The following is an 18,800-nucleotide window of genomic DNA, read 5'->3' as shown; positions in this document are numbered from 1 at the left end:
TATTTCGAATTCAAACGACTAATGCAATGAACGGGGGGAAATCATATGAACGACTCCGTTTTTCACCGAATCTATGATTCGTACCATCAAGATTTGTTTCAATTCTTGATTTATTTGGTGCAAAACAGACAGGTAGCTGAGGATTTGACGCAAGAAGTATATATACGAGTATTGCGCTCGTATGACTCATTTCAAGGTAAAAGTTCTGAGAAAACATGGCTTTTCTCAATTGCTAAAAATGTAGCAATTGATCACTTTCGAAAACAGAACGTACGTAAAAAGCGTACGTTCGATTCGTTTGATTGGGAAGCTATACAGTTAACATCTACAGATATGAGACCAGATGAGCTAGTACAGCTTGATCATGAGAAAAAACAACTTTTAGATACTTTGAATGAATGTACAGGTGATCAAAAGATGGTCATTGTCTTACGTTATTTTCAGCAATTATCCATTCAAGAAACAGCAGATGCACTTGGCTGGACTGAATCAAAAGTGAAGACAACGCAACACCGTGCCATCCAACAGTTAAAGAAAAAGATGTCACGTGCACGAGAGGAGGAAATGCAGCATGACGAACGAATTTGATGCAGACAAACGTCTTGAAGAGTTGGTATCTTCTATGCCAATTCAACACGATACTCGTTCAAAGGATGAGGTCTGGGCAGCAATTAAACAATCTGCAAAGCCTCCTATCAAGAAGAAAAAACCGTGGTTACCAGCAGTTATCACTGTTGCGGCACTTTTTGTTTTAGTGCTATTTGTTCAATCCTTATTTAGCACGCTTGACTCTACTAGTGAGACAACGATGACGCAGGAAGCAAATATGTCAGAAGGTGGAATGGATGAAGCTGGGACAGAAGAATCATCCATGTCTATGAGCTCTGTCGAGGAAAGTGAAGAATCCGCAGACTCTGCAGTTGCAACAGGTGAAGCAGAAAGTGCATCTTTACAACTAGCTGAAGATTCAACACTAGTTTTCACAAATGATCCGCTTCTAGAAACTTTTACAGCTATGAATTTTTCGATGAACTATCAAGCAATTGCCTTTCCGATCACAGTTCTCATCCCGAATGAACGTATCGAGCAAGACTTCGAAGGCCGTGTACCTACACAACTCGAATTGTATAAAAATTACGCTGCAGAGATTGATGAAGAGGCACTAGGATTTGATAACTATCATCCACTAGTTGGGGATTACGAAGAAGGCGAGAGTCTGCGTGTTACATTGCCAGCAGACCATCCTTACGATATGGCTTCTGCCACTATGGAAGTCTATTTCAATACTTTAGAAGATGTATTTGGATCAACTTTCAATCAAGCAGTTATAGTAGATGAAAATTCGCAACCAATTGAGTGGGATCAAGTGGGACCACTCACGGAACCAGTTGACCTTATCTCTGAAAATCTAGCCTACAATGTCATGCAAAACGCTATAGGGGAGACGTATTTAATTCCTTACACACGTGCACAATATGCAACAGTTGAAGAAGCAATTGGACAGTTACAGACACCTGACAATACTTTAGTGGAAGCGGTTATTCCAAGTTCACTTGAATTTACTGTAGAAGAAACAGAAGATGCTGTATCTATTCAGTTTGCTGAGATGCTTACAGCAGACGCATTGCCTAGACGAGATATGGTAGCTATGATCGAGTCACTTGTTGCTACAGCAGCTTCATTTAACAAATCACTACTGCTAGAAAATTGGGATACTACACTTTACCCTCTACCTGAAGATACAAATTCTTTAATTGGAGTGAATCGTGTATTCCTACAAAGCGAATAAGCATACGTATTGCAACAATAAACACTGTCTGATATGATTAACAATGCATACACTAGTATGTAAAATTTAATCATATGATTCATCTTCGGGGCAGGGTGCAATTCCCGACCGGCGGAAATGACGAAAGTCTAGCCCGCGAGCCGCAAGGCAGATTCTGGTGTGATTCCAGAGCCGACAGTATAGTCTGGATGGGAGAAGGTGAAGGTGCAGCGTTTATGTGATCTCAAACGCTTATTTAAGTGTACCTTTCTCCCTTAAGTCGAACCTGGCTTAAGGGTTTTCTTTTACACGCAAATAAGTACGCATATTCTGTGAACCTTTCCTCTTGTGAAGAGAATCGCAAAAGGAGCGGAAAGTCATGTTTAAAAGCAACACACGCAAGCTTATTGCGGTGGCTATGCTCAGCAGCTTATCATTCATTTTGATGTTGTTAGCATTTCCACTACCAGCACTACCAGCCTATTTAAAGGTGGACTTTAGTGATGTACCAGCTTTGATTGCTGCGATCACAATGGGACCTGTAGCAGGTGTAGCGGTGGCATTTTTAAAGAATGTTTTGGATTGGTTCTTCTCAGGAAGTCCAACAGGTGTACCGGTTGGCCATATGGCGAACTTTGTCACATCAATTTTATTCATCGCACCTGTATATTTCATTTATAAAAAAGTTACATCGTCTAAAGGAATGTATGTAGGATTAGTAGCAGGAACGCTTTCAATGGCGATTGGAATGACACTACTGAACTACTTGGTATTTTTACCGATGTATTCATATTTCTTGAACTTCCCTATGGAAAGCGGTTCAGCTTTAATGAACACATTAGTCTATGGAATCTTGCCATTTAATTTGATTAAAGGAGCACTGATTACTGTTGTGATGGTTTTACTATTCAAGAAACTAAAACCTTATTTAGATAAAGTTTCGAAAACGTATCAAGTAGCCTAAAAAAATCGTCTAGTTCGTAGTGAACTAGACGATTTTCTTCATATCTATTCGTATTTTAATGCATCTCCATCAAATGATTCGTCTGCAACTTTGATTGAATCTGTCGGACACCCTTCGAATGCATCTTCTAAATCCTCTAATAACTCGTCTGGAACAGCGGTAGTCCCCATGTTATCATCTAAAATAACGAATGCAATTCCTTCGTCATCATAGTCATAAATATCAGGCGCTGCAGCTCCACAAGCACCACATGCGATGCACGTATCTTTATCAACAATTGTATATTTAGCCATTACGGTCTCTCCTTTTTTATCAAGCAACTCTTCGTATAGCTTTCATTTTATAGATTGTAAGACTGCATTTCAACCATTAAACATGAGGTGTGCTATGTTTTTTCATAAACTATTAACTTCACTATTTCACCAATTGAACGGGGAACGTTCTGTCATGGCTCCTTATTATATCTTACGAGGTAAAAAATCTGGACAGACACTACAAGATATCCATTACTATAAAGTAGCTGGTTTTTTTGGTGTGGGTCAAGACCTTTCGAAAGAATCTTATAATCAATATGTACAAGAATTGATTGATTTAAAGTGGATTCATTCGATAGAAAAGCCTATAGTGACGGATAAAGGCAAAGAACAACTAGATGAATTTTCGACTCTATTTCATAGAGGTGTAGTCCCGCCAGCACTGCTTTCTGTCGAAGCAACGCTTCTTTTGATTGCTCAACTTGCATCCAATGCTTTATATGAGAATAACCGCTACATTCCCGTTATAGATAATCAAACAATTCAACACCGTGTAAAAGAATGGTTCTATACACAGCCATCACTTTCAACAGTAGCGAATGAAGTGAAGAAGACACTACATAGTTTTGTGACTGAAGAATTATCAACAGAGCTTGAGAAAAATCTGTTCGTTTATCGGATAACCGGATATCAAACGGCAGGACTGACGTGGACTCAACTTGCGGAACAATTTAATACAGCAGCAATTGATTGTCTGTATGTATACCGACAGAGCGTCTTGCGATTTTATGGATTTCTTGAGCAACAGCGTAGTCCCTTAGTTCGCTTGTTCGAGCCACCCTCTCCATTGACTGAAACTGCAAAAAATACGCAAAGTCTTTTGCAAAAAGGGTATAGCTTAGAGGAAGTGTCAATGGTACGAAGCTTAAAATTAAGTACAATTGAGGATCATATTATTGAACTGGCCAGTTATACGACCGGCTTTAACTATCAAGATTATATTACTGAACAAGATGTGATGAAAATCAAAAAGAAGCAACTTCAACTCAATACACATAAGTTGAAGTTGCTTAGAGAGCAGTTGCCGCAATTTAGTTATTTTCAAATTCGGCTAGCGCTTGCGTTAGGAGGGGATCTGAATGAGTAATTTAGAGCGACAGTTGGCTGAGCGATTTGGGTTCCCTGCTTTTAGAATAGGGCAAGAAGATGTCATTCGTAACTTCTTAGAGGGACGTGACGTGTTAGCCGTTCTGCCCACTGGAACAGGAAAATCTATACTCTATCAATTTCCGAAGCCCTATTATAGTGGGGCAGTTGTGATTGTATCACCACTAGTTTCGTTAATGATGGATCAAGTGGAACAATTGCGTTTAAAAGGCGTCAAAAGAGTAGTAGCACTTACTTCTTTTCAATCAGTCGGTGAACGTAAAAATACTTTACGCAACTTGCATACTTTCGACTATGTATTTGTTTCTCCTGAAGTAATGCAAACAGAACAGGTGAAGCATGCTTTAAAAAGTTTACATATAGGGTACTTTGTATTTGATGAAGCACATTGTCTAACACAATGGGGATATGATTTCCGTCCTGATTATTTGCGAGCAGCAGAATGGATACATAAAGAATTTAACAAACCATTACTTGCATTGACGGCAACAGCCTCTCCGCAAGCTCGCCAAGATATCAAAAATTTATTGAAAAGACCGGATATGGTAGAAGTTGTGAGGTCAGTTGATCGACCTACTATAGCAGTAGAATCCATCGTAGTAGACTCTGAATCATCTCGAGAAAAAGAAATTGTTCAACAAATTACCACGCTTAGTGGACCTGGAATTCTCTATACCCAGTCTAGAAAGAAGGCTGTTTATTACGCAGCACAATTACGAAAAAAAGGCATTCGTGCAGCGGCTTATCATGGCGGGATGGAAACGATGGATCGCACGCTTATTCAGCAACAGTTTTCATTAGGGCAACTAGACTGGGTATGTGCAACAAATGCTTTTGGAATGGGCATCCATAAAGAAGATATTCGGCAAGTCATTCATGATCATATTCCAACATCGGTTAGCAACTATTTGCAGGAGATTGGACGTGCTTCACGAGATGGAAAGCAGTCCTTTGCAACACTTTATTATCATCCTGACGATGTCTCAAAAAGCGTGTATATAGCAACTTCGGACATTCCTGATGAACAGGACATACAGATGTTTCGTGAAATGGAGATTGGAGAACAGAAGCAGCGTATCTTAGACTATTGGAAAACAAAATTGGATGATAAACACCTTGTAGAATTGTTTGAAGGGATACGAAGTACAAAACAACGAGACATTTATTCTTTGTATAATTTACTAACTTCTTCTCGTTGCATCCGTAGTTCATTAGTTGAAGCATTTGGTGAATCTTTGAGTGAGCGACCAGAAATCTGCTGTTCAAACTGTACAAATACTTTGCTAGCTAAGCAAAGCTTAAAACTAAAAGACCAGAGTCAAATAGATAACTCAAAATTGGATTATTCGACAAGACTCGCACAATTATTCCCTTAAGTATCATTTACTTTCACACTTCAATTCGGCATAATTAGACAAAAGAACGCATGTGGGGGCAAGTATCATGGCAAATAATGACTATCAAAAAAGGCTAGATGAGCATCGAAAACCTATTGACGAGCCTGTAACAGCCACTCGTAGAGCTCGTCACCAGAAGAAGATAAAAAAACAATCTTCTAAAACTCCACGTAGTTGGTTTTTGCCTACATTGTTTACGTTGGGGATTATTTCACCAATCATTTTATTTGTATATGTTTCTGTGTTTTATAATCCACTAGCAAATGAAGTACCTGCCAATCAACAAGTCATTCAATTAGACGTTCAACCTGTTACTCCAGTGCAGCAAGAGGAGGAAGAAGAGCAGGAAGAACAACCTGTAGAAGAAGTAGAGGAAGTTGTCGAGCAAGAACCGGTAGAACAAGAACCAGTAGAACAAGAGCCTGTTGAAGAAGTGCAGGAGCCTGTGCAGCAACCAGAGCCACAACAACCAGCAGCTCGCACACACACTGTTCAAGCAGGGGAAACTCTTTATCGTATAGCGGTTACTTATTACAATGATCCAAGTGCAGTAGACCGAATCAAGCAAGCAAACAATTTAACTTCCAATGAAATTAGTACGGGCCAACAACTCGTATTGCCATAGCAGCTCGCTCCTTAGGGGGGCGAGTTGTTCGTTTCCTTAAAGAAAGAAGGAGAAACTATGTTGGTTTTAGTGAAAACAGGACTTCAACTCGTGTATTATATGAAACGTTTAGCGACTGAAGTCAATATCAAACATCATGTCGTCCATACATCGAAGTTTTCACAATCTGTGCGATGTTTATTTATCTCAGATGTTCATCAACGAACTATTCCTAAGTCGTTCACCAAATGGTCCTATGATTTTGTGTTGATTGGAGGCGACCTGGTTGAAGGCGGTGTTCCGCTGTCTCGCGTCGAAAAAAATATTCAGCGCTTGTCTACAGTTGGTCCCTGTTATTATGTCTTTGGAAATAATGATAGAGAAGTAGGGGAACCCGAACTTCTTCAGCTGTTTTCAAAATACGATGTGAAGGTATTATCAAATAGAACTGAAAGACTTGAAACAATTCCAATGCAAATTGTTGGGATTGACGATGGCTATACTGGTACAGTAGATATAGACAAAGCATTTGAAGATGTTGATCCATCCATTTTCACTCTATTTATGACACACTCACCTCATTATTTTTCTAAAATAGAGGGTATTGATTTAGAAGTTGCAGGTCATCACCACGGTGGACAGATCCGATTTTTAAATTATGGCATTCAACCAGTTGGAACTTTCACAAAGAGAAATAATCGGCATAGTTTAATTTCAAATGGTTTTGGTACGACAGCACTTCCGTTGCGCCTAGGCGCTGAAAGTGAAGTGCATAGCATTCAGATAGTAGGAAAGAAGTGATAGAACGTGATGTATGATGTTGTCATCATAGGAGGCGGACCCTGCGGACTAGCCGCAGCGATTGCCGTAAAAGAACAAGGACTTAGTTATGTTTGTATTGAAAAAGGAAACGTAGTGAACGCCATTTATAACTACCCAACGCACCAAACATTTTTCAGTACGAGTGAAAAGTTATCTATTGGAGATGTTCCTTTTCTAGTAGAGGAGAGAAAGCCAAGAAGGAATCAGGCACTTGTCTATTATAGAGAAGTTGTGAAACGTAAAGAGTTAAAAATAAATACATTTGAATCTGCCAAAAGAATTTCAAAAGTAGGAGATGTATTTGAAGTTGCTACATCCAAGGACACGTATCAAGGAAAGAACTTGATTTTAGCTACTGGCTACTATGATCAACCGAATTATATGAATATTCCAGGTGAAGAGCTTGACCATGTCTCCCATTACTTTAAAGAAGGGCATCCTTATTTTCAGCAACGTGTAGTGGTAATTGGTGGGAAAAATTCAGCCATCGACGCTGCATTAGAATTAAATAAAGCAGGCGCGTTCGTTGACGTTTTCTACAGAGGGGATACTTATTCTCCAAGTATCAAACCATGGGTCTTACCTGAGTTTGAAGGGGCAGTCAAAACTGGGGAAATTGCGATGCATTTCTCAACAGAAGTGTTAGAAATCACTTCTGACAGTGTACGTGTAGTAAAGCAAGGGGAAGAAAACGTAGTACCTGCTGATTTTGTATTCGCGATGACAGGGTATCATCCAAACCGACAGTTTTTATATGACTTGGGTATTGAATTCGATCAAGAGACTGGCAGACCCTACTTAAATGATGAAACGATGGAGACCAATATTCCAGGCGTGTATATTGCAGGTGTCATAGCGGCAGGAAATAACGCCAACGAAATTTTTATCGAAAATGGACGATTTCATGGTGAGTTAATCGCAACACACATTGCAAAAAAGCATAATGAAAAGGAGTTTCTCATTTGACGAGAAACGCCTTTTTCGTGTTTATAGGCTTATAATTACTTTCCATACTATCAGAAATGTCATAATTAAAACCGCTACCGTATCAATTGAGCAACTTATTGTACTAATGGATGCCACTAACGTCATAATCAACCGATTTAATGTAATAATCAACCTGATAGTGCACTAAAGTCCATAGGCTCCACCGTGAGATTGCGCAGGAGCCTGAGACGAGGAAACTCACGCAGCGCCAACGGAAAGCAGCCCCGTAGTGGAAATAAAGTATCATACATGGTACAGGTACTGAAGTAAGACTAAGAGAAATTCAATGGTTAAAGTAATTAGTGCCAACAAAGCCCGGAACCCAGGTCGTCATTTCCCGTGCCATCAGGGTTTTCCCGAGACCCGGCAACGAAGAGGAAAGTGTCCTTCTTTCATCTTACGTGGGGAGGCTCGGGGAAATCCTCACAGGAAATGTCGACCAGGGTGGAGGGCTTTCCAGTTTAGAGTGGCGTTCTCCACATCTAACTAGTCTTCCTCAAAAGGAGACTGGAAAAAGTGGAACAGTGCCTTGTCGACATCATCTTGATGAAGTGCCGCAAGCAAAGCAAGCCGAGCCTTCTGTCCATTCAAACCATGCGCAAAATGAACGCCACGATTTTTTAAATCACGTCCTCCTCCTGCATATCCATAGACGTCGAGAGCAATCCCATTAAAACAGCGTGAAACTAAGACTACAGGAATTCCGCGATGTTGTAATTTCTCAATCTCGGGCACGAGGGCAGGTGGTATATTTCCTTGTCCAAGTCCTTCTAACACAATCCCATCATAGCCTGTATTAAATATGGCTTCGATAATTTCAGGTTCCATTCCAGCATATACTTTTAATAAGCCCACTCGCTTCTCGAGAGTTGCAATTGGTAACGAGGGTGTTCGAAGTGGGGTATGATGGAAATGAATAATTTTCTTTGTGACGTGTCCAATGGGTCCGTATGAAGGGGATTGGAACGTACTCACATTGCTAGTATGAGTTTTTGTAACACCTTCAGCAGTATGAATCTCGTCATTTAGAACGACTAATACTCCTTTTGCATTTGCTTGTTTGTGAAGTGCCACTCGTGAGGCGGTTAATAGATTATATACGCCATCTGCCCCCAGTTCATTTGAAGAGCGCATAGCTCCTGTCAGTACGATAGGTGTATCCGTCTGAAGCGTTAAGTCTAAAAAATAGGCTGTTTCTTCAAGCGTGTCTGTACCATGCGTGATAACTACTCCATCGAAATGAGAAGTCTCTAGTTTTTGTTCAATGATCGATTTGAGTTCAAGCATATGCTGTGGCGTAATATGTGGGGACGGTAAATTGAACACTTCGAGTTCTTCAATCTCAGCAAGCGCGGCTAATTTATCCAATTCTGCGGATAATGGATTTTTTTCAGATGTCATGACGGCAGCAGATTCTGCGTCCGCATGCATAGAGATAGTTCCACCTGTATGCAGCAACAATAATTTTTTCATTTTCCCACTCCTTATATAAAATGGTACGATAAGAATATAGTACCACGAGAGGAGGAGAAAAAACTGTTCATACTAGTATCAGTTGCAATTGCACCATCTCTTGCTCTCCTCAGCTATTTCTATTTACGTCGAGAAATTGAGTCTGAACCAACTAGATTACTTTTTTATTCATTCATATACGGAGCCATCTTAACGTTCCCGATTCTCTTCATTCAATACATAGTGCAGCAAGAAACTGCTTTAACAGACAACTCGTTTTGGAGTGGCTCTCTATCTGCGATGTTAGAAGAGTTCTTTAAATGGTTGATCTTACTTGTCGCTATCTATCGCCAAACAAAATTTTCGGATCCTTATGACGGTATTTTGTACGGTGCTAGTGTTGCATTAGGCTTTGCGACTGTGGAGAATATCTTATTCTTGGTTAGTTTTGGGATAGATAATGCGTTTATCCGTGCACTCCTTCCTGTTTCTAGTCATGCATTGTTTGGAGTTGTGATGGGCTATTATTTAGGAAGAGCTCAGTTTGTGAAAAAAGGTGAAAAATTACAGTTAACGCTTGCTCTTTTTGCACCCTTACTTTTGCATTTTGTCTATAATTCCATTCTTTATACGGCAGACGATGAAGTAATGGTATGGTCTGTGTTCATGTTAGGACTTTGGATTTTCGCACTGTCACGTGTTAAGCAAGCGCACATCTTATCGAGAAAGTATCGCCTTATGCAACATCCGTTTTACGACTCTAATAAGCCTTCTTAAAACTTTCGACTTGTCGGAAGTTTTTTTGTATAGTTTTTCACTTTCTCCACACCTTTACTAGAAAAGGAGGAGATTTTGTGATTCAAAAAAAATGGGCAACTGCTATCTTTGTTGCACTACTTGCTCTTTTCAGAGGGATGAGTTCAACAACAGCTAGAGGAGTTTTTATGGTAAACTATTTCTGATGAACTGGAGGAAACTGACGATGAAAACTATACGTATTGCCATTGATGGACCTGCGGGTGCCGGCAAATCAACAATTGCTAAATTAGCAGCAGAAAAATTGAATTATACATATGTTGATACAGGAGCAATGTATCGGGCCATCACATACAAATCAATAAAAAATGGTCTTGATCTTTCTTCAGAACAAGAAATCGTAAAACTATTAGAAGAGACTAGTATAGAGCTTCAACCCTCTGAAAACGGGCAACAATTGTATTTGGATGGTGAGAATGTATCGGAAGCTATCCGTACTCAGGATGTGACAGCAAATGTATCACAAGTTGCCGCTCATGCTTTGGTACGTGAAGATTTAGTGAAGCGACAAATGGTACTTGCAAATACAGGAGGCGTGATCATGGATGGCCGTGACATCGGTACGCATGTCATACCTGACGCTGAACTGAAAATCTTTATGTCAGCATCAGCGGATGAGCGCGCTCGCAGACGTTTTGTAGACAATGAAAAAAGAGGCATTCATATTGAATTTGAAGAACTAAAAGCAGACATCATTCGTCGAGATAAGTTTGACAGTGAAAGAGAAGCCTCTCCACTTGTTCAAGCAGAAGATGCACTTTATTTAGACACTACTGAATTATCGATAGAGCAAGTGGTAGATGAGATTTATATGCTTGCAAAGGCAAAGGAGTCTGAACAATGAATTTATATCAAGTAGCAAAAACTGTAGTGTATGGTGCTCTTTCGCCTATCTATCGCTTCGATGTTCATGGAACAGAAGACTTCCCGAAAGAAGGGGGAGTACTTGTCTGCTCAAATCATATACATGCACTGGATCCACCGGTTGTTGGAATTTTGGCACCAAGACCGGTACATTTTATGGCAAAAGAAGAATTATTTAATGCGCCAATTTTAAAAACTTTAATTCCGAAATTAAATGCTTTTCCTGTTAAACGTGGCATGAGTGACCGGGAAGCCATGAGAAAAGCAATCCAGCTTCTTAAAGACGGGAATGTGGTCGGTCTTTTTCCGGAAGGTACACGTTCAAAAGATGGCGTTTTAAAAGAGGGTCTAGCGGGTGCAGGGTTTTTTGCACTACGCGGAGATGCGGTTGTAATTCCTACGGCTATCGTAGGGCCTTATAAGCCGTTCAAACGTCTTAAAGTGATCTATGGTAAACCAATGGATATGACACCTTTTCGTGAACAACGTGCATCCGCAGACGTTGTGACAGCAGCTATCATGGCTGAAATTCAAAAACTATTGGATGCACATAAGTAAAGTTCTAAGAATACTTTTGACCCTCCTGCCATATAGTAGGTAATGGCTAGGTTTTGTATTATCAGCCAATTTCGACTAAAATAAGCTATAGACGTAGTGGAGGAGGATTATCTTATGACAGAAGAAATGAATGTAAACGATATCCCAGTACTCAAAGAAGGCGATATTGTTCAAGCGAAAGTAGAACAAGTCGATGAAAAGTCGATTACAGTTACAATCGAGAACGCTCCGTTTAACGGTATTGTACCGATCAGCGAGTTATCTAGTCTTCACGTAGAAAAAGCTTCAGACGTAGTAGCAGTTGGCGATGAACTGAAACTAATGGTCACAAAAGTAGAAGAGCAAAATTATGTCCTCTCAAAGCGAAAAGCAGCAGCTGAAGAGGCTTGGAACGGACTTGAAGAGAAATTTACAAACGGTACAATTATAGAAACAGAAGTAAAAGAAGTAGTGAAAGGTGGACTTGTCGTCGATATCGGCGTACGAGGATTTATTCCTGCTTCTTTGATAGAAGATCATTTTGTCGAAAGCTTCGATGACTATAAAGGCAAGACACTAGAGTTCAAAATTGTTGAACTCGACAAAGAAAAAAACCGAGTCATTCTTTCACACCGAGCTGTTGTAGAGGAGCAGAAATCTTCTTTAAAACAGCAAACTCTTGATCAACTTGAAGTTGGAAGTGTAGTTGAAGGAACTGTGCAACGACTTGCTTCATTTGGAGCATTCGTTGATATTGGAGGGGTTGACGGACTTGTGCACATTTCACAAATCTCTCACGATCACTTAGATAACGTGGCGAGTGCCTTAAGTGAAGGGCAAAAAGTGAATGTCAAAATCTTATCAGTAGATCGTGACGCAGAACGAATTTCACTGTCCATCAAAGATACACTACCAGGTCCTTGGGAAACTGTATCAGAAAAAGCCCAAATCGGATCCGTTCATACAGGTACAGTAAAACGACTTGCTTCATTTGGAGCATTCGTTGAGGTGTTCCCAGGAGTGGAAGGACTTGTGCACATTTCACAAATCTCTCACCAACACATCGGTTCTCCGCACGAAGTGCTAAGTGAAGGGCAAGAAGTTGAAGTGAAAGTATTAGATGTGAAACCTGAAGAGCGCAGACTTTCACTGAGCATCAAGGAGCTTCAAGAAAATACGGCGGATGACTTCTCAGATTACGAAATGCCGGAAGAATCTAAAGGCTTTTCAATCTCTGATGTGTTAGGGGACCGTTTCAAAGATTTTAATAAAGAGTAATGTTACAGAGGCTTCTATGCCTCTGTTTTTTCTTTTTGGCCCGTATTCGTGTATAATACCTTTTAGATGAAGTTGGAAGGATGAACGAAATGACAAAACCAGTAGTAGCAATCGTCGGTAGGCCGAACGTCGGCAAATCGACTATTTTTAATCGTATAGTAGGAGAACGCGTATCGATAGTAGAGGATACACCAGGTGTTACTCGTGATCGTATCTATAGTTCAGCAGAATGGCTAACACATGATTTCAGTATCATCGATACAGGTGGTATTGAATTAAGTGATGAGCCATTTTTAGAGCAAATCAAACAACAAGCAGAGGTTGCGATGGAAGAAGCGGATGTCATCATCTTCCTCACAAACGGTCGTGAAGGTGTCACAGCTGCGGATGAATACGTGGCAAAAATTCTTTACAAAACTAAAAAACCTATTGTGCTTGCAGTTAACAAAATAGACAATCCAGACATGCGTGATATGATCTATGATTTCTATTCACTCGGCATGGGTGAGCCTTTTCCGATCTCAGGTTCTCACGGACTTGGACTTGGTGACTTATTAGATGAAGCTGCAAAACACTTCCCAGAAGATGATGCAGAGGATTATGGTGATGAAGTCATTAAATTCTCATTGATCGGCCGTCCGAATGTCGGTAAATCGTCACTAATTAACGCGGTTCTTGGTCAAGAACGTGTTATCGTGAGTGATGTAGCAGGTACAACACGTGACGCGATTGATACACATTATACATTTGATGATCAAGAATATGTGATGATCGATACGGCAGGAATGCGGAAAAAAGGGAAAGTATATGAAAGTACTGAAAAATACAGTGTCCTACGTGCATTGAAAGCGATCGAACGTTCAGATGTTGTCCTAGTAGTCTTGAATGCTGAAGAAGGAATTCAAGAGCAAGACAAGAAGATTGCAGGATATGCGCATGAAGCAGGCCGCGGTGTCATTATCGTTGTAAACAAATGGGATGCTTTAGAAAAAGATGAAAAGACAATGAATGTATTTACACAACAAATTCGTGAACATTTCCTATTCTTAGATTACGCGCCAATTGTTTTTGTTTCTGCTCTAACGAAACAACGCGTGCATAACATCTTCCCAATTATCCAACGTGTAAGTGAAAACCATGCGATGCGTATCCAGTCTTCTATTCTTAATGAGGTAATAGAAGATGCAGTAGCACGAAATCCAGCTCCATCGGATAAAGGGAAGCGTCTGCGTATATATTACGCAACTCAAGTTGCCACTCGTCCACCGACATTTGTTGTGTTCGTCAATGAACCTGAGCTGATGCACTTCTCTTATATCCGTTTCTTAGAAAACCGTATACGCGAAGCATTTGATTTTGAAGGGACTCCAATTAAAATCATCGCGCGTGCACGCACATAAAAGGGGGAGCAGAGAATGCAAACAATCACGGTCATTGGGGCAGGAAGTTGGGGGACAGCTCTTGCATTTGTACTAGCTGAAAATGATCATAACACTTTGATTTGGTCTCATCGACAAAGTCAATCAGATGAAATCAATTCCCACCACACAAACTCAAAATATTTGCCTGATCGTCTTTTACCTGAATCGCTGAAAGCAACGAGCGATTTACAGCAAGCGATTGCGCATTCTGACGTTATCGTACTAGCAGTTCCTACTAAAGCATTTCGGGAAGTCATCAGTAACTTTATGCCTTTCTTAAACACGCCTAAAACATTTGTTCACGTATCTAAAGGAATTGAGCCAGATTCCTTAAAGCGAATTTCTGAAATTATGGAAGAGGAAATTCCAGCTGAACTTCGATCAAGTATCGTTGTTTTATCAGGGCCTAGTCACGCAGAAGAAGTCGTGTTAAAGCATCCAACTACCGTAACTGTGGCTAGCACAGATATTGAAGCGGCAAAAAAAATACAAGATTTGTTCATGAATCACTATTTCCGCGTCTATACCAATGAAGATATTATTGGTGTGGAGCTCGGCGGTTCATTAAAGAATGTGATTGCTCTGGCTGCTGGTATTGTAGACGGTTTAGGCTACGGGGACAATGCTAAAGCTGCTTTAATTACGCGAGGACTTGCGGAAATCAGTCGACTAGGTATTCAAATGGGAGCAGAACCTTATACGTTTATCGGCTTGACTGGTATGGGAGATTTGATTGTGACGTGTACATCCGTCCATTCCCGAAATTGGCGAGCAGGAAATCTATTAGGCAAAGGCAATTCTCTTGAAGAAGTATTAGAAGATATGGGTATGGTTGTGGAAGGTGTTCGCACAACGAAAGCAGCGTACCAGCTGTCCCAAAAATACGACATCGAGATGCCGATTACAACAGCACTCTACAAAGTATTGTTTGAAGGGTTAACACCTAAAGAAGGTGTAGATCAATTGATGCTTCGTACAAAGAAGCACGAACTAGAAGATTTTAAATCGTTTTAAGAAAGTGGGATTATCATGTCGTCATTAGACAAAATGTGGGTCTCTTTTGGATCAATGGGATTTATGTTTGTTGCGATGTTATTGATGTTATTTGTAAACACTAAAATTCAAAATAACTGGGTCGCTTGGCCAATCCGAATTGTGGCCTGGGTTTGTCTGCTGCTTGGTTTTGTCTCCATGCTATATATCATATTTAACCCAACACGAGGAACAGCATGATGAAACAAAAGCAGCTGTTTATCTATCTTATTGGTGCGATGCTCCTGCTATCAGCCTGTGGATTCCAAAGTGGCTACCAACCGGATAACGTCAATCCATATCCAGAGCAACTTGAACAAGTTCAAAGAGCGGTTGATCAGTACAGTGAGAACACTGGGGGATTATTGCCTATCAAGGAACGCGATCAAACGGTCGATCAATTTATCAAATATCCAGTAGATTTCATGAAAATCGTTCCTTCGATCATGGGACAAGTACCACCGAACTCTTTTGAAGCTGGAGGATTCTATCAATACATTATTTGGGATGTAGAGGAGAATCCTACTGTTAAACTTGTCGATCTTCGCGCCACAGATATCTTGCGGGATTTAAACTTTCGCCGCTCTATTAATGGATATGCGCCAATTGCTGAAACGTTAGCAGAAGGTGTCTATGCACTTGATTATGAAAAAATGGGATACTCGTCTGAAGTGACGGTACCAAGTCCATATTCCACCGCTCAATTGCCATTAGTGGCTATTGGAACGGGAGAAATTTTTATTGATTATTCACTTGAACTCAATTTGAAGTTGCAAGAACTCGATGAACCGGTTGAACCAGGTACAGATATTCGGTACTTGTTAATTGACGATTCACCGATTGTTCCTGCATATTCACTTCCATATACCGTGAATGAAGATAATGAACCAATTTTTATGTTGCCAGAATGATCCACAGGTCTACTGTGGGTCTTTTTTTCATAGTGTGAACTATGAAAGGGGGATGGCGATGAGCGCTCTCAATGAACTAGTGAAACGAACAAATGGAGATGGATATATAGGCGTCGTGGGACCAGTCCGCGTAGGCAAATCCACTTTGATTTCAAAATTACTTGAGCATTTAGTCCTCCCATCGATTGAAGAGGGCGAGCAAGAAATTGTGGCACAACTAAAATCACTTGGTAAGCCGTTTGTATTGTTGATTAATTCAGAATCACCTTTTTCAGAAGAAACGCAGTGATTGGTTGGACAAGTAAAACATAGGCTTGTAAGAACAATTGAAAAAATAGTGAAGCAAGAACAACAAGGATTGGTTTCATTTATTTTGTGAGAAGAAAGGAGCCTATACGGCTTCTTTTTTAGTTTCAATAAAAATATTATGGAAACTATTTGCGTATTTCCAAATGTTGTGCTTTATTAAAATGCTGAATAGTCCCTCAGAAATATGCTCAAAATCCTTATATAACAACGATTTGTGTAGCAAATTGAGTTGCATCCGTTATTTCGTTGTGATACTCTTTTTACAGATTGAATGTATCTTCCTTGAGAGGAGGTGAATGATGTGAATAAAACAGAATTAGTTAATGCTGTAGCAGAATCAGCTTCTCTTTCAAAGAAAGATGCTTCTAAAGCGGTTGATGCTGTATTTGAATCCATCCAATCTGCTCTTGCAGAAGGAAACAAAGTTCAATTAATCGGTTTTGGTAACTTTGAAGTGCGTGAGCGCGCGGCTCGTAAAGGTCGTAACCCACAAACAGGTAAAGAAATCGAAATCGCTGCTTCTAAGGTTCCTGCGTTCAAACCAGGGAAAGCACTTAAAGATGCAGTAAAATAATGGTCTACATAGAACAGCCCTAGTGGCTGTTCTTTTTATTTGCTCTAATTCAAGATATACAATTTCCCCATTACTACCCATTGTGTTAAGATTCTAATGATGAATGTACGAGGGGGAACCGCGATGACAACGGTCGATTTACATAAAATAGAGAATGCAGTAAAAATGATTTTAGAAGCTGTAGGAGAAGACCCTGCTCGTGAAGGTCTTATAGAAACACCTAAGCGAGTTGCCAAAATGTATGCGGAGATGTTTGAAGGTCTACATCAAGATCCAAAAGAATATTTTAAAACGATTTTTCATGAAGACCATGAAGAATTAGTGCTTGTAAAAGATATTCCGTTTCATTCGATGTGTGAACATCATTTGGTTCCTTTTTACGGGAAAGCGCATGTTGCCTATATTCCTCGTGACGGAGTTGTGACAGGTTTAAGTAAATTAGCGCGTGCTGTAGAAACGACAGCGAGACGTCCTCAATTACAAGAACGTATAACTTCTACAATTGCGGACAATATTATGGAAATGCTAAACCCTTACGGTGCATATGTCGTGATTGAGGCAGAACATATGTGTATGACAATGCGCGGAATTAAAAAACCAGGTGCTAAGACAATTACTGCTGTTGCACGTGGCGTTTTCCAAGAAGATGATGTAAAACGTGCGGAAATTCATTCCTTCATACAAATGTCCTAATTATTACGTTCTCTCTATGGTAAACTTAAGAAATACAGATAGGAGACATGACAATGGCGACTAATGAATTTATTGTAATTAAAGCTTTAGAAGATGGTGTGCATGTAATCGGGTTGACGCGTGGGACGGATACAAAGTTCCATCATTCAGAAAAGCTCGATACAGGAGAAGTCATGATTGCACAGTTCACAGACCACACATCTGCTGTAAAGATTCGTGGAAAAGCTGAAATTCAGACTGCTCATGGAGTTGCTGTTAGCGAGTCGAAATCAAAATAGTTGGTGGTCGTACAGATGACAAACATTTATCAAAAACAAGTAAACAATTGGCGTGACGATATAGCGAAGATTCTGTATCATCCGTCACTCGTTAAACATACAGGGGTACCCAAGCTAAATGACTTGCAGATGACCTCGTTGTTTTTACCTTTGTTAGTAGGTGAAAACGAAAAGGAACTTACTTCTTACTACGCAACAGCGATTATCTATATTGCGCTGTCAAGTCATGACGATGTTATAGAGCGAGGGACTTTAAACAAAAGTCAGCAGTTACAAGTACTTGCTGGAGATTATTATAGTGGTAAATATTATCAATTGTTATCCGTTGAAGGCAAAACAGAGCTGATTGGTCAGTTAACAAACTCTATTCGTCTTATGACAGAAGCACGCACACAGCTTCTTTGCGTAGACAAAACTTCAGAAGTGCAACGTTTAACTGCTTCTCAGACGATCGTCACTGCACCTACTCAAGCTCTTTTTCAACAACTAGGACTGACAAAGTATGTACCACTGGCAAAAACAATCGCTTTTTGCCAACTCCCGCAGATGGACGTTTCAGACCTACTGGGTCAGCTCGAGGCGTATGAACAACTACCCTCCGATTTAAAAATGTATATTCGGTCTCTACTTCAAGAACAAGTCGAACTAGAGACAAAATTGTAAGGATGAAGG

At 40.2% G+C, this 18,800-nt stretch carries 23 protein-coding genes and 1 riboswitch; of the genes, 21 read left to right on the top strand and 2 right to left on the bottom strand.

All coding sequences use genetic code 11. The features are described 5' to 3' along the window. Window positions 1-45 precede the first annotated feature (45 nt). The 3 genes from sigX (at window position 46) to AB5N96_RS00395 (ending at window position 2,732) form a co-directional block, all read left to right on the top strand. On the top strand, window positions 46-588 hold the full coding sequence (gene sigX / locus AB5N96_RS00405; RefSeq protein WP_392456394.1) for an RNA polymerase sigma factor SigX: 543 nt from the start codon (window positions 46-48) through the stop codon (window positions 586-588). Beyond that, a complete protein-coding gene (locus tag AB5N96_RS00400) occupies window positions 572-1,789 on the top strand; it encodes a hypothetical protein (RefSeq protein WP_499704381.1) in 1,218 nt (405 codons plus the stop codon). Before sigX ends, AB5N96_RS00400 begins: the two co-directional genes overlap by 17 nt. Before the next feature lie 77 nt (window positions 1,790-1,866). Then, a riboswitch (FMN riboswitch) is annotated at window positions 1,867-1,993 on the top strand. A gap of 154 nt (window positions 1,994-2,147) precedes the next feature. Then, window positions 2,148-2,732: an ECF transporter S component gene (locus AB5N96_RS00395; RefSeq protein WP_204589133.1), complete on the top strand. Its 585-nt coding sequence runs from the start codon at window positions 2,148-2,150 to the stop codon at window positions 2,730-2,732. 44 nt (window positions 2,733-2,776) lie between these two features. Here the strand turns inward: AB5N96_RS00395 and AB5N96_RS00390 are convergent, their stop codons facing one another. After that, window positions 2,777-3,025, bottom strand: a complete 249-nt coding sequence (locus tag AB5N96_RS00390) for a ferredoxin (RefSeq protein ID WP_204589134.1) — start codon at window positions 3,023-3,025, stop codon at window positions 2,777-2,779. 94 nt (window positions 3,026-3,119) lie between these two features. Here AB5N96_RS00390 and AB5N96_RS00385 point away from each other — a divergent pair, with 94 nt between their 5' ends. From AB5N96_RS00385 to AB5N96_RS00365, 5 genes are all read left to right on the top strand, one after another. Continuing rightward, on the top strand, window positions 3,120-4,133 hold the full coding sequence (locus AB5N96_RS00385) for a YpbB family protein (RefSeq protein ID WP_499704380.1): 1,014 nt from the start codon (window positions 3,120-3,122) through the stop codon (window positions 4,131-4,133). After that, window positions 4,126-5,529 carry a RecQ family ATP-dependent DNA helicase gene (locus AB5N96_RS00380; protein ID WP_204589136.1) on the top strand — a complete coding sequence of 468 codons (1,404 nt, stop codon included), beginning with the start codon at window positions 4,126-4,128 and terminating at the stop codon, window positions 5,527-5,529. Before AB5N96_RS00385 ends, AB5N96_RS00380 begins: the two co-directional genes overlap by 8 nt. Before the next feature lie 67 nt (window positions 5,530-5,596). Next, window positions 5,597-6,175 (top strand): LysM peptidoglycan-binding domain-containing protein, encoded by a 579-nt coding sequence (locus AB5N96_RS00375; protein WP_204589137.1) that lies wholly within the window; start codon window positions 5,597-5,599, stop codon window positions 6,173-6,175. Window positions 6,176-6,232: 57 nt separating this feature from the next. Beyond that, window positions 6,233-6,955: a metallophosphoesterase gene (locus AB5N96_RS00370; protein ID WP_392456404.1), complete on the top strand. Its 723-nt coding sequence runs from the start codon at window positions 6,233-6,235 to the stop codon at window positions 6,953-6,955. Window positions 6,956-6,964: 9 nt separating this feature from the next. Then, entirely contained in the window at window positions 6,965-7,942 is a 978-nt protein-coding gene (locus AB5N96_RS00365; protein WP_499704478.1) for a YpdA family putative bacillithiol disulfide reductase, read from the top strand. Window positions 7,943-8,449: 507 nt separating this feature from the next. Here AB5N96_RS00365 and AB5N96_RS00360 read toward each other — a convergent pair. Continuing rightward, window positions 8,450-9,436: an asparaginase gene (locus tag AB5N96_RS00360; RefSeq protein WP_499704379.1), complete on the bottom strand. Its 987-nt coding sequence runs from the start codon at window positions 9,434-9,436 to the stop codon at window positions 8,450-8,452. A 15-nt stretch (window positions 9,437-9,451) separates the two neighbouring features. On the opposite strand from AB5N96_RS00360, the gene prsW reads away from it, so the two are divergent. The 13 genes from prsW (at window position 9,452) to AB5N96_RS00295 (ending at window position 18,791) form a co-directional block, all read left to right on the top strand. Continuing rightward, window positions 9,452-10,192 carry a glutamic-type intramembrane protease PrsW gene (gene prsW / locus AB5N96_RS00355; RefSeq protein ID WP_499704477.1) on the top strand — a complete coding sequence of 247 codons (741 nt, stop codon included), beginning with the start codon at window positions 9,452-9,454 and terminating at the stop codon, window positions 10,190-10,192. Between the two features lie 205 nt (window positions 10,193-10,397). Next, on the top strand, window positions 10,398-11,075 hold the full coding sequence (gene cmk, locus AB5N96_RS00350) for a (d)CMP kinase (RefSeq protein WP_204589141.1): 678 nt from the start codon (window positions 10,398-10,400) through the stop codon (window positions 11,073-11,075). Next, complete coding sequence (locus tag AB5N96_RS00345; protein ID WP_204589142.1) at window positions 11,072-11,653, top strand: lysophospholipid acyltransferase family protein; 582 nt, start codon at window positions 11,072-11,074, stop codon at window positions 11,651-11,653. The genes cmk and AB5N96_RS00345 overlap by 4 nt, the downstream gene beginning before the upstream one ends. 114 nt (window positions 11,654-11,767) lie before the next feature. Then, window positions 11,768-12,910, top strand: coding sequence for a 30S ribosomal protein S1 (gene rpsA, locus AB5N96_RS00340; RefSeq protein WP_204589143.1), 1,143 nt, complete (start codon window positions 11,768-11,770; stop codon window positions 12,908-12,910). 89 nt (window positions 12,911-12,999) lie between these two features. Continuing rightward, window positions 13,000-14,310 (top strand): ribosome biogenesis GTPase Der, encoded by a 1,311-nt coding sequence (gene der, locus AB5N96_RS00335; RefSeq protein ID WP_204589144.1) that lies wholly within the window; start codon window positions 13,000-13,002, stop codon window positions 14,308-14,310. A 15-nt stretch (window positions 14,311-14,325) separates the two neighbouring features. Then, complete coding sequence (locus tag AB5N96_RS00330) at window positions 14,326-15,345, top strand: NAD(P)H-dependent glycerol-3-phosphate dehydrogenase (RefSeq protein WP_392456411.1); 1,020 nt, start codon at window positions 14,326-14,328, stop codon at window positions 15,343-15,345. A gap of 15 nt (window positions 15,346-15,360) precedes the next feature. Beyond that, window positions 15,361-15,564 (top strand): DUF2768 domain-containing protein, encoded by a 204-nt coding sequence (locus tag AB5N96_RS00325; protein ID WP_204589146.1) that lies wholly within the window; start codon window positions 15,361-15,363, stop codon window positions 15,562-15,564. Beyond that, complete coding sequence (locus AB5N96_RS00320) at window positions 15,561-16,274, top strand: YphF family lipoprotein (RefSeq protein WP_338032421.1); 714 nt, start codon at window positions 15,561-15,563, stop codon at window positions 16,272-16,274. Before AB5N96_RS00325 ends, AB5N96_RS00320 begins: the two co-directional genes overlap by 4 nt. A 58-nt stretch (window positions 16,275-16,332) precedes the next feature. Beyond that, window positions 16,333-16,563 (top strand): hypothetical protein, encoded by a 231-nt coding sequence (locus AB5N96_RS00315; RefSeq protein WP_499704378.1) that lies wholly within the window; start codon window positions 16,333-16,335, stop codon window positions 16,561-16,563. A gap of 321 nt (window positions 16,564-16,884) precedes the next feature. After that, on the top strand, window positions 16,885-17,157 hold the full coding sequence (gene hbs, locus AB5N96_RS00310; protein ID WP_094941762.1) for a non-specific DNA-binding protein Hbs: 273 nt from the start codon (window positions 16,885-16,887) through the stop codon (window positions 17,155-17,157). Window positions 17,158-17,280: 123 nt separating this feature from the next. Beyond that, the gene (gene folE, locus AB5N96_RS00305; protein WP_499704377.1) at window positions 17,281-17,850 is read left to right on the top strand and encodes a GTP cyclohydrolase I FolE; all 570 of its coding nucleotides are present in this window, start codon (window positions 17,281-17,283) and stop codon (window positions 17,848-17,850) included. A 53-nt stretch (window positions 17,851-17,903) separates the two neighbouring features. Next, window positions 17,904-18,128 (top strand): trp RNA-binding attenuation protein MtrB, encoded by a 225-nt coding sequence (gene mtrB, locus AB5N96_RS00300; RefSeq protein WP_204589149.1) that lies wholly within the window; start codon window positions 17,904-17,906, stop codon window positions 18,126-18,128. A gap of 15 nt (window positions 18,129-18,143) precedes the next feature. After that, on the top strand, window positions 18,144-18,791 hold the full coding sequence (locus AB5N96_RS00295) for a heptaprenyl diphosphate synthase component 1 (RefSeq protein WP_204589150.1): 648 nt from the start codon (window positions 18,144-18,146) through the stop codon (window positions 18,789-18,791). Window positions 18,792-18,800 lie beyond the last annotated feature (9 nt).

The sequence above is a fragment of the Chryseomicrobium imtechense genome, assembly GCF_041475995.1.
Classification (GTDB): Bacteria; Bacillota; Bacilli; order Bacillales_A; family Planococcaceae; genus Chryseomicrobium; species Chryseomicrobium aureum.
The sequence above is the reverse complement of the archived record's forward strand: the minus strand, read 5'-3'. Positions and strand labels throughout refer to the sequence as shown.

Bases quoted from the DNA above. Each gene is read 5' to 3' on its own strand.
- sigX (WP_392456394.1), top strand. From the start codon at position 46: ATGAACGACTCCGTTTTTCACCGAATCTATGATTCGTACCATCAAGAT.
- AB5N96_RS00400 (WP_499704381.1), top strand. From the start codon at position 572: ATGACGAACGAATTTGATGCAGACAAACGTCTTGAAGAGTTGGTATCT.
- AB5N96_RS00395 (WP_204589133.1), top strand. From the start codon at position 2,148: ATGTTTAAAAGCAACACACGCAAGCTTATTGCGGTGGCTATGCTCAGC.
- AB5N96_RS00390 (WP_204589134.1), bottom strand. From the start codon at position 3,025: ATGGCTAAATATACAATTGTTGATAAAGATACGTGCATCGCATGTGGT.
- AB5N96_RS00385 (WP_499704380.1), top strand. From the start codon at position 3,120: ATGTTTTTTCATAAACTATTAACTTCACTATTTCACCAATTGAACGGG.
- AB5N96_RS00380 (WP_204589136.1), top strand. From the start codon at position 4,126: ATGAGTAATTTAGAGCGACAGTTGGCTGAGCGATTTGGGTTCCCTGCT.
- AB5N96_RS00375 (WP_204589137.1), top strand. From the start codon at position 5,597: ATGGCAAATAATGACTATCAAAAAAGGCTAGATGAGCATCGAAAACCT.
- AB5N96_RS00370 (WP_392456404.1), top strand. From the start codon at position 6,233: ATGTTGGTTTTAGTGAAAACAGGACTTCAACTCGTGTATTATATGAAA.
- AB5N96_RS00365 (WP_499704478.1), top strand. From the start codon at position 6,965: ATGTATGATGTTGTCATCATAGGAGGCGGACCCTGCGGACTAGCCGCA.
- AB5N96_RS00360 (WP_499704379.1), bottom strand. From the start codon at position 9,436: ATGAAAAAATTATTGTTGCTGCATACAGGTGGAACTATCTCTATGCAT.
- cmk (WP_204589141.1), top strand. From the start codon at position 10,398: ATGAAAACTATACGTATTGCCATTGATGGACCTGCGGGTGCCGGCAAA.
- AB5N96_RS00345 (WP_204589142.1), top strand. From the start codon at position 11,072: ATGAATTTATATCAAGTAGCAAAAACTGTAGTGTATGGTGCTCTTTCG.
- rpsA (WP_204589143.1), top strand. From the start codon at position 11,768: ATGACAGAAGAAATGAATGTAAACGATATCCCAGTACTCAAAGAAGGC.
- der (WP_204589144.1), top strand. From the start codon at position 13,000: ATGACAAAACCAGTAGTAGCAATCGTCGGTAGGCCGAACGTCGGCAAA.
- AB5N96_RS00330 (WP_392456411.1), top strand. From the start codon at position 14,326: ATGCAAACAATCACGGTCATTGGGGCAGGAAGTTGGGGGACAGCTCTT.
- AB5N96_RS00325 (WP_204589146.1), top strand. From the start codon at position 15,361: ATGTCGTCATTAGACAAAATGTGGGTCTCTTTTGGATCAATGGGATTT.
- AB5N96_RS00320 (WP_338032421.1), top strand. From the start codon at position 15,561: ATGATGAAACAAAAGCAGCTGTTTATCTATCTTATTGGTGCGATGCTC.
- AB5N96_RS00315 (WP_499704378.1), top strand. From the start codon at position 16,333: ATGAGCGCTCTCAATGAACTAGTGAAACGAACAAATGGAGATGGATAT.
- folE (WP_499704377.1), top strand. From the start codon at position 17,281: ATGACAACGGTCGATTTACATAAAATAGAGAATGCAGTAAAAATGATT.
- mtrB (WP_204589149.1), top strand. From the start codon at position 17,904: ATGGCGACTAATGAATTTATTGTAATTAAAGCTTTAGAAGATGGTGTG.
- AB5N96_RS00295 (WP_204589150.1), top strand. From the start codon at position 18,144: ATGACAAACATTTATCAAAAACAAGTAAACAATTGGCGTGACGATATA.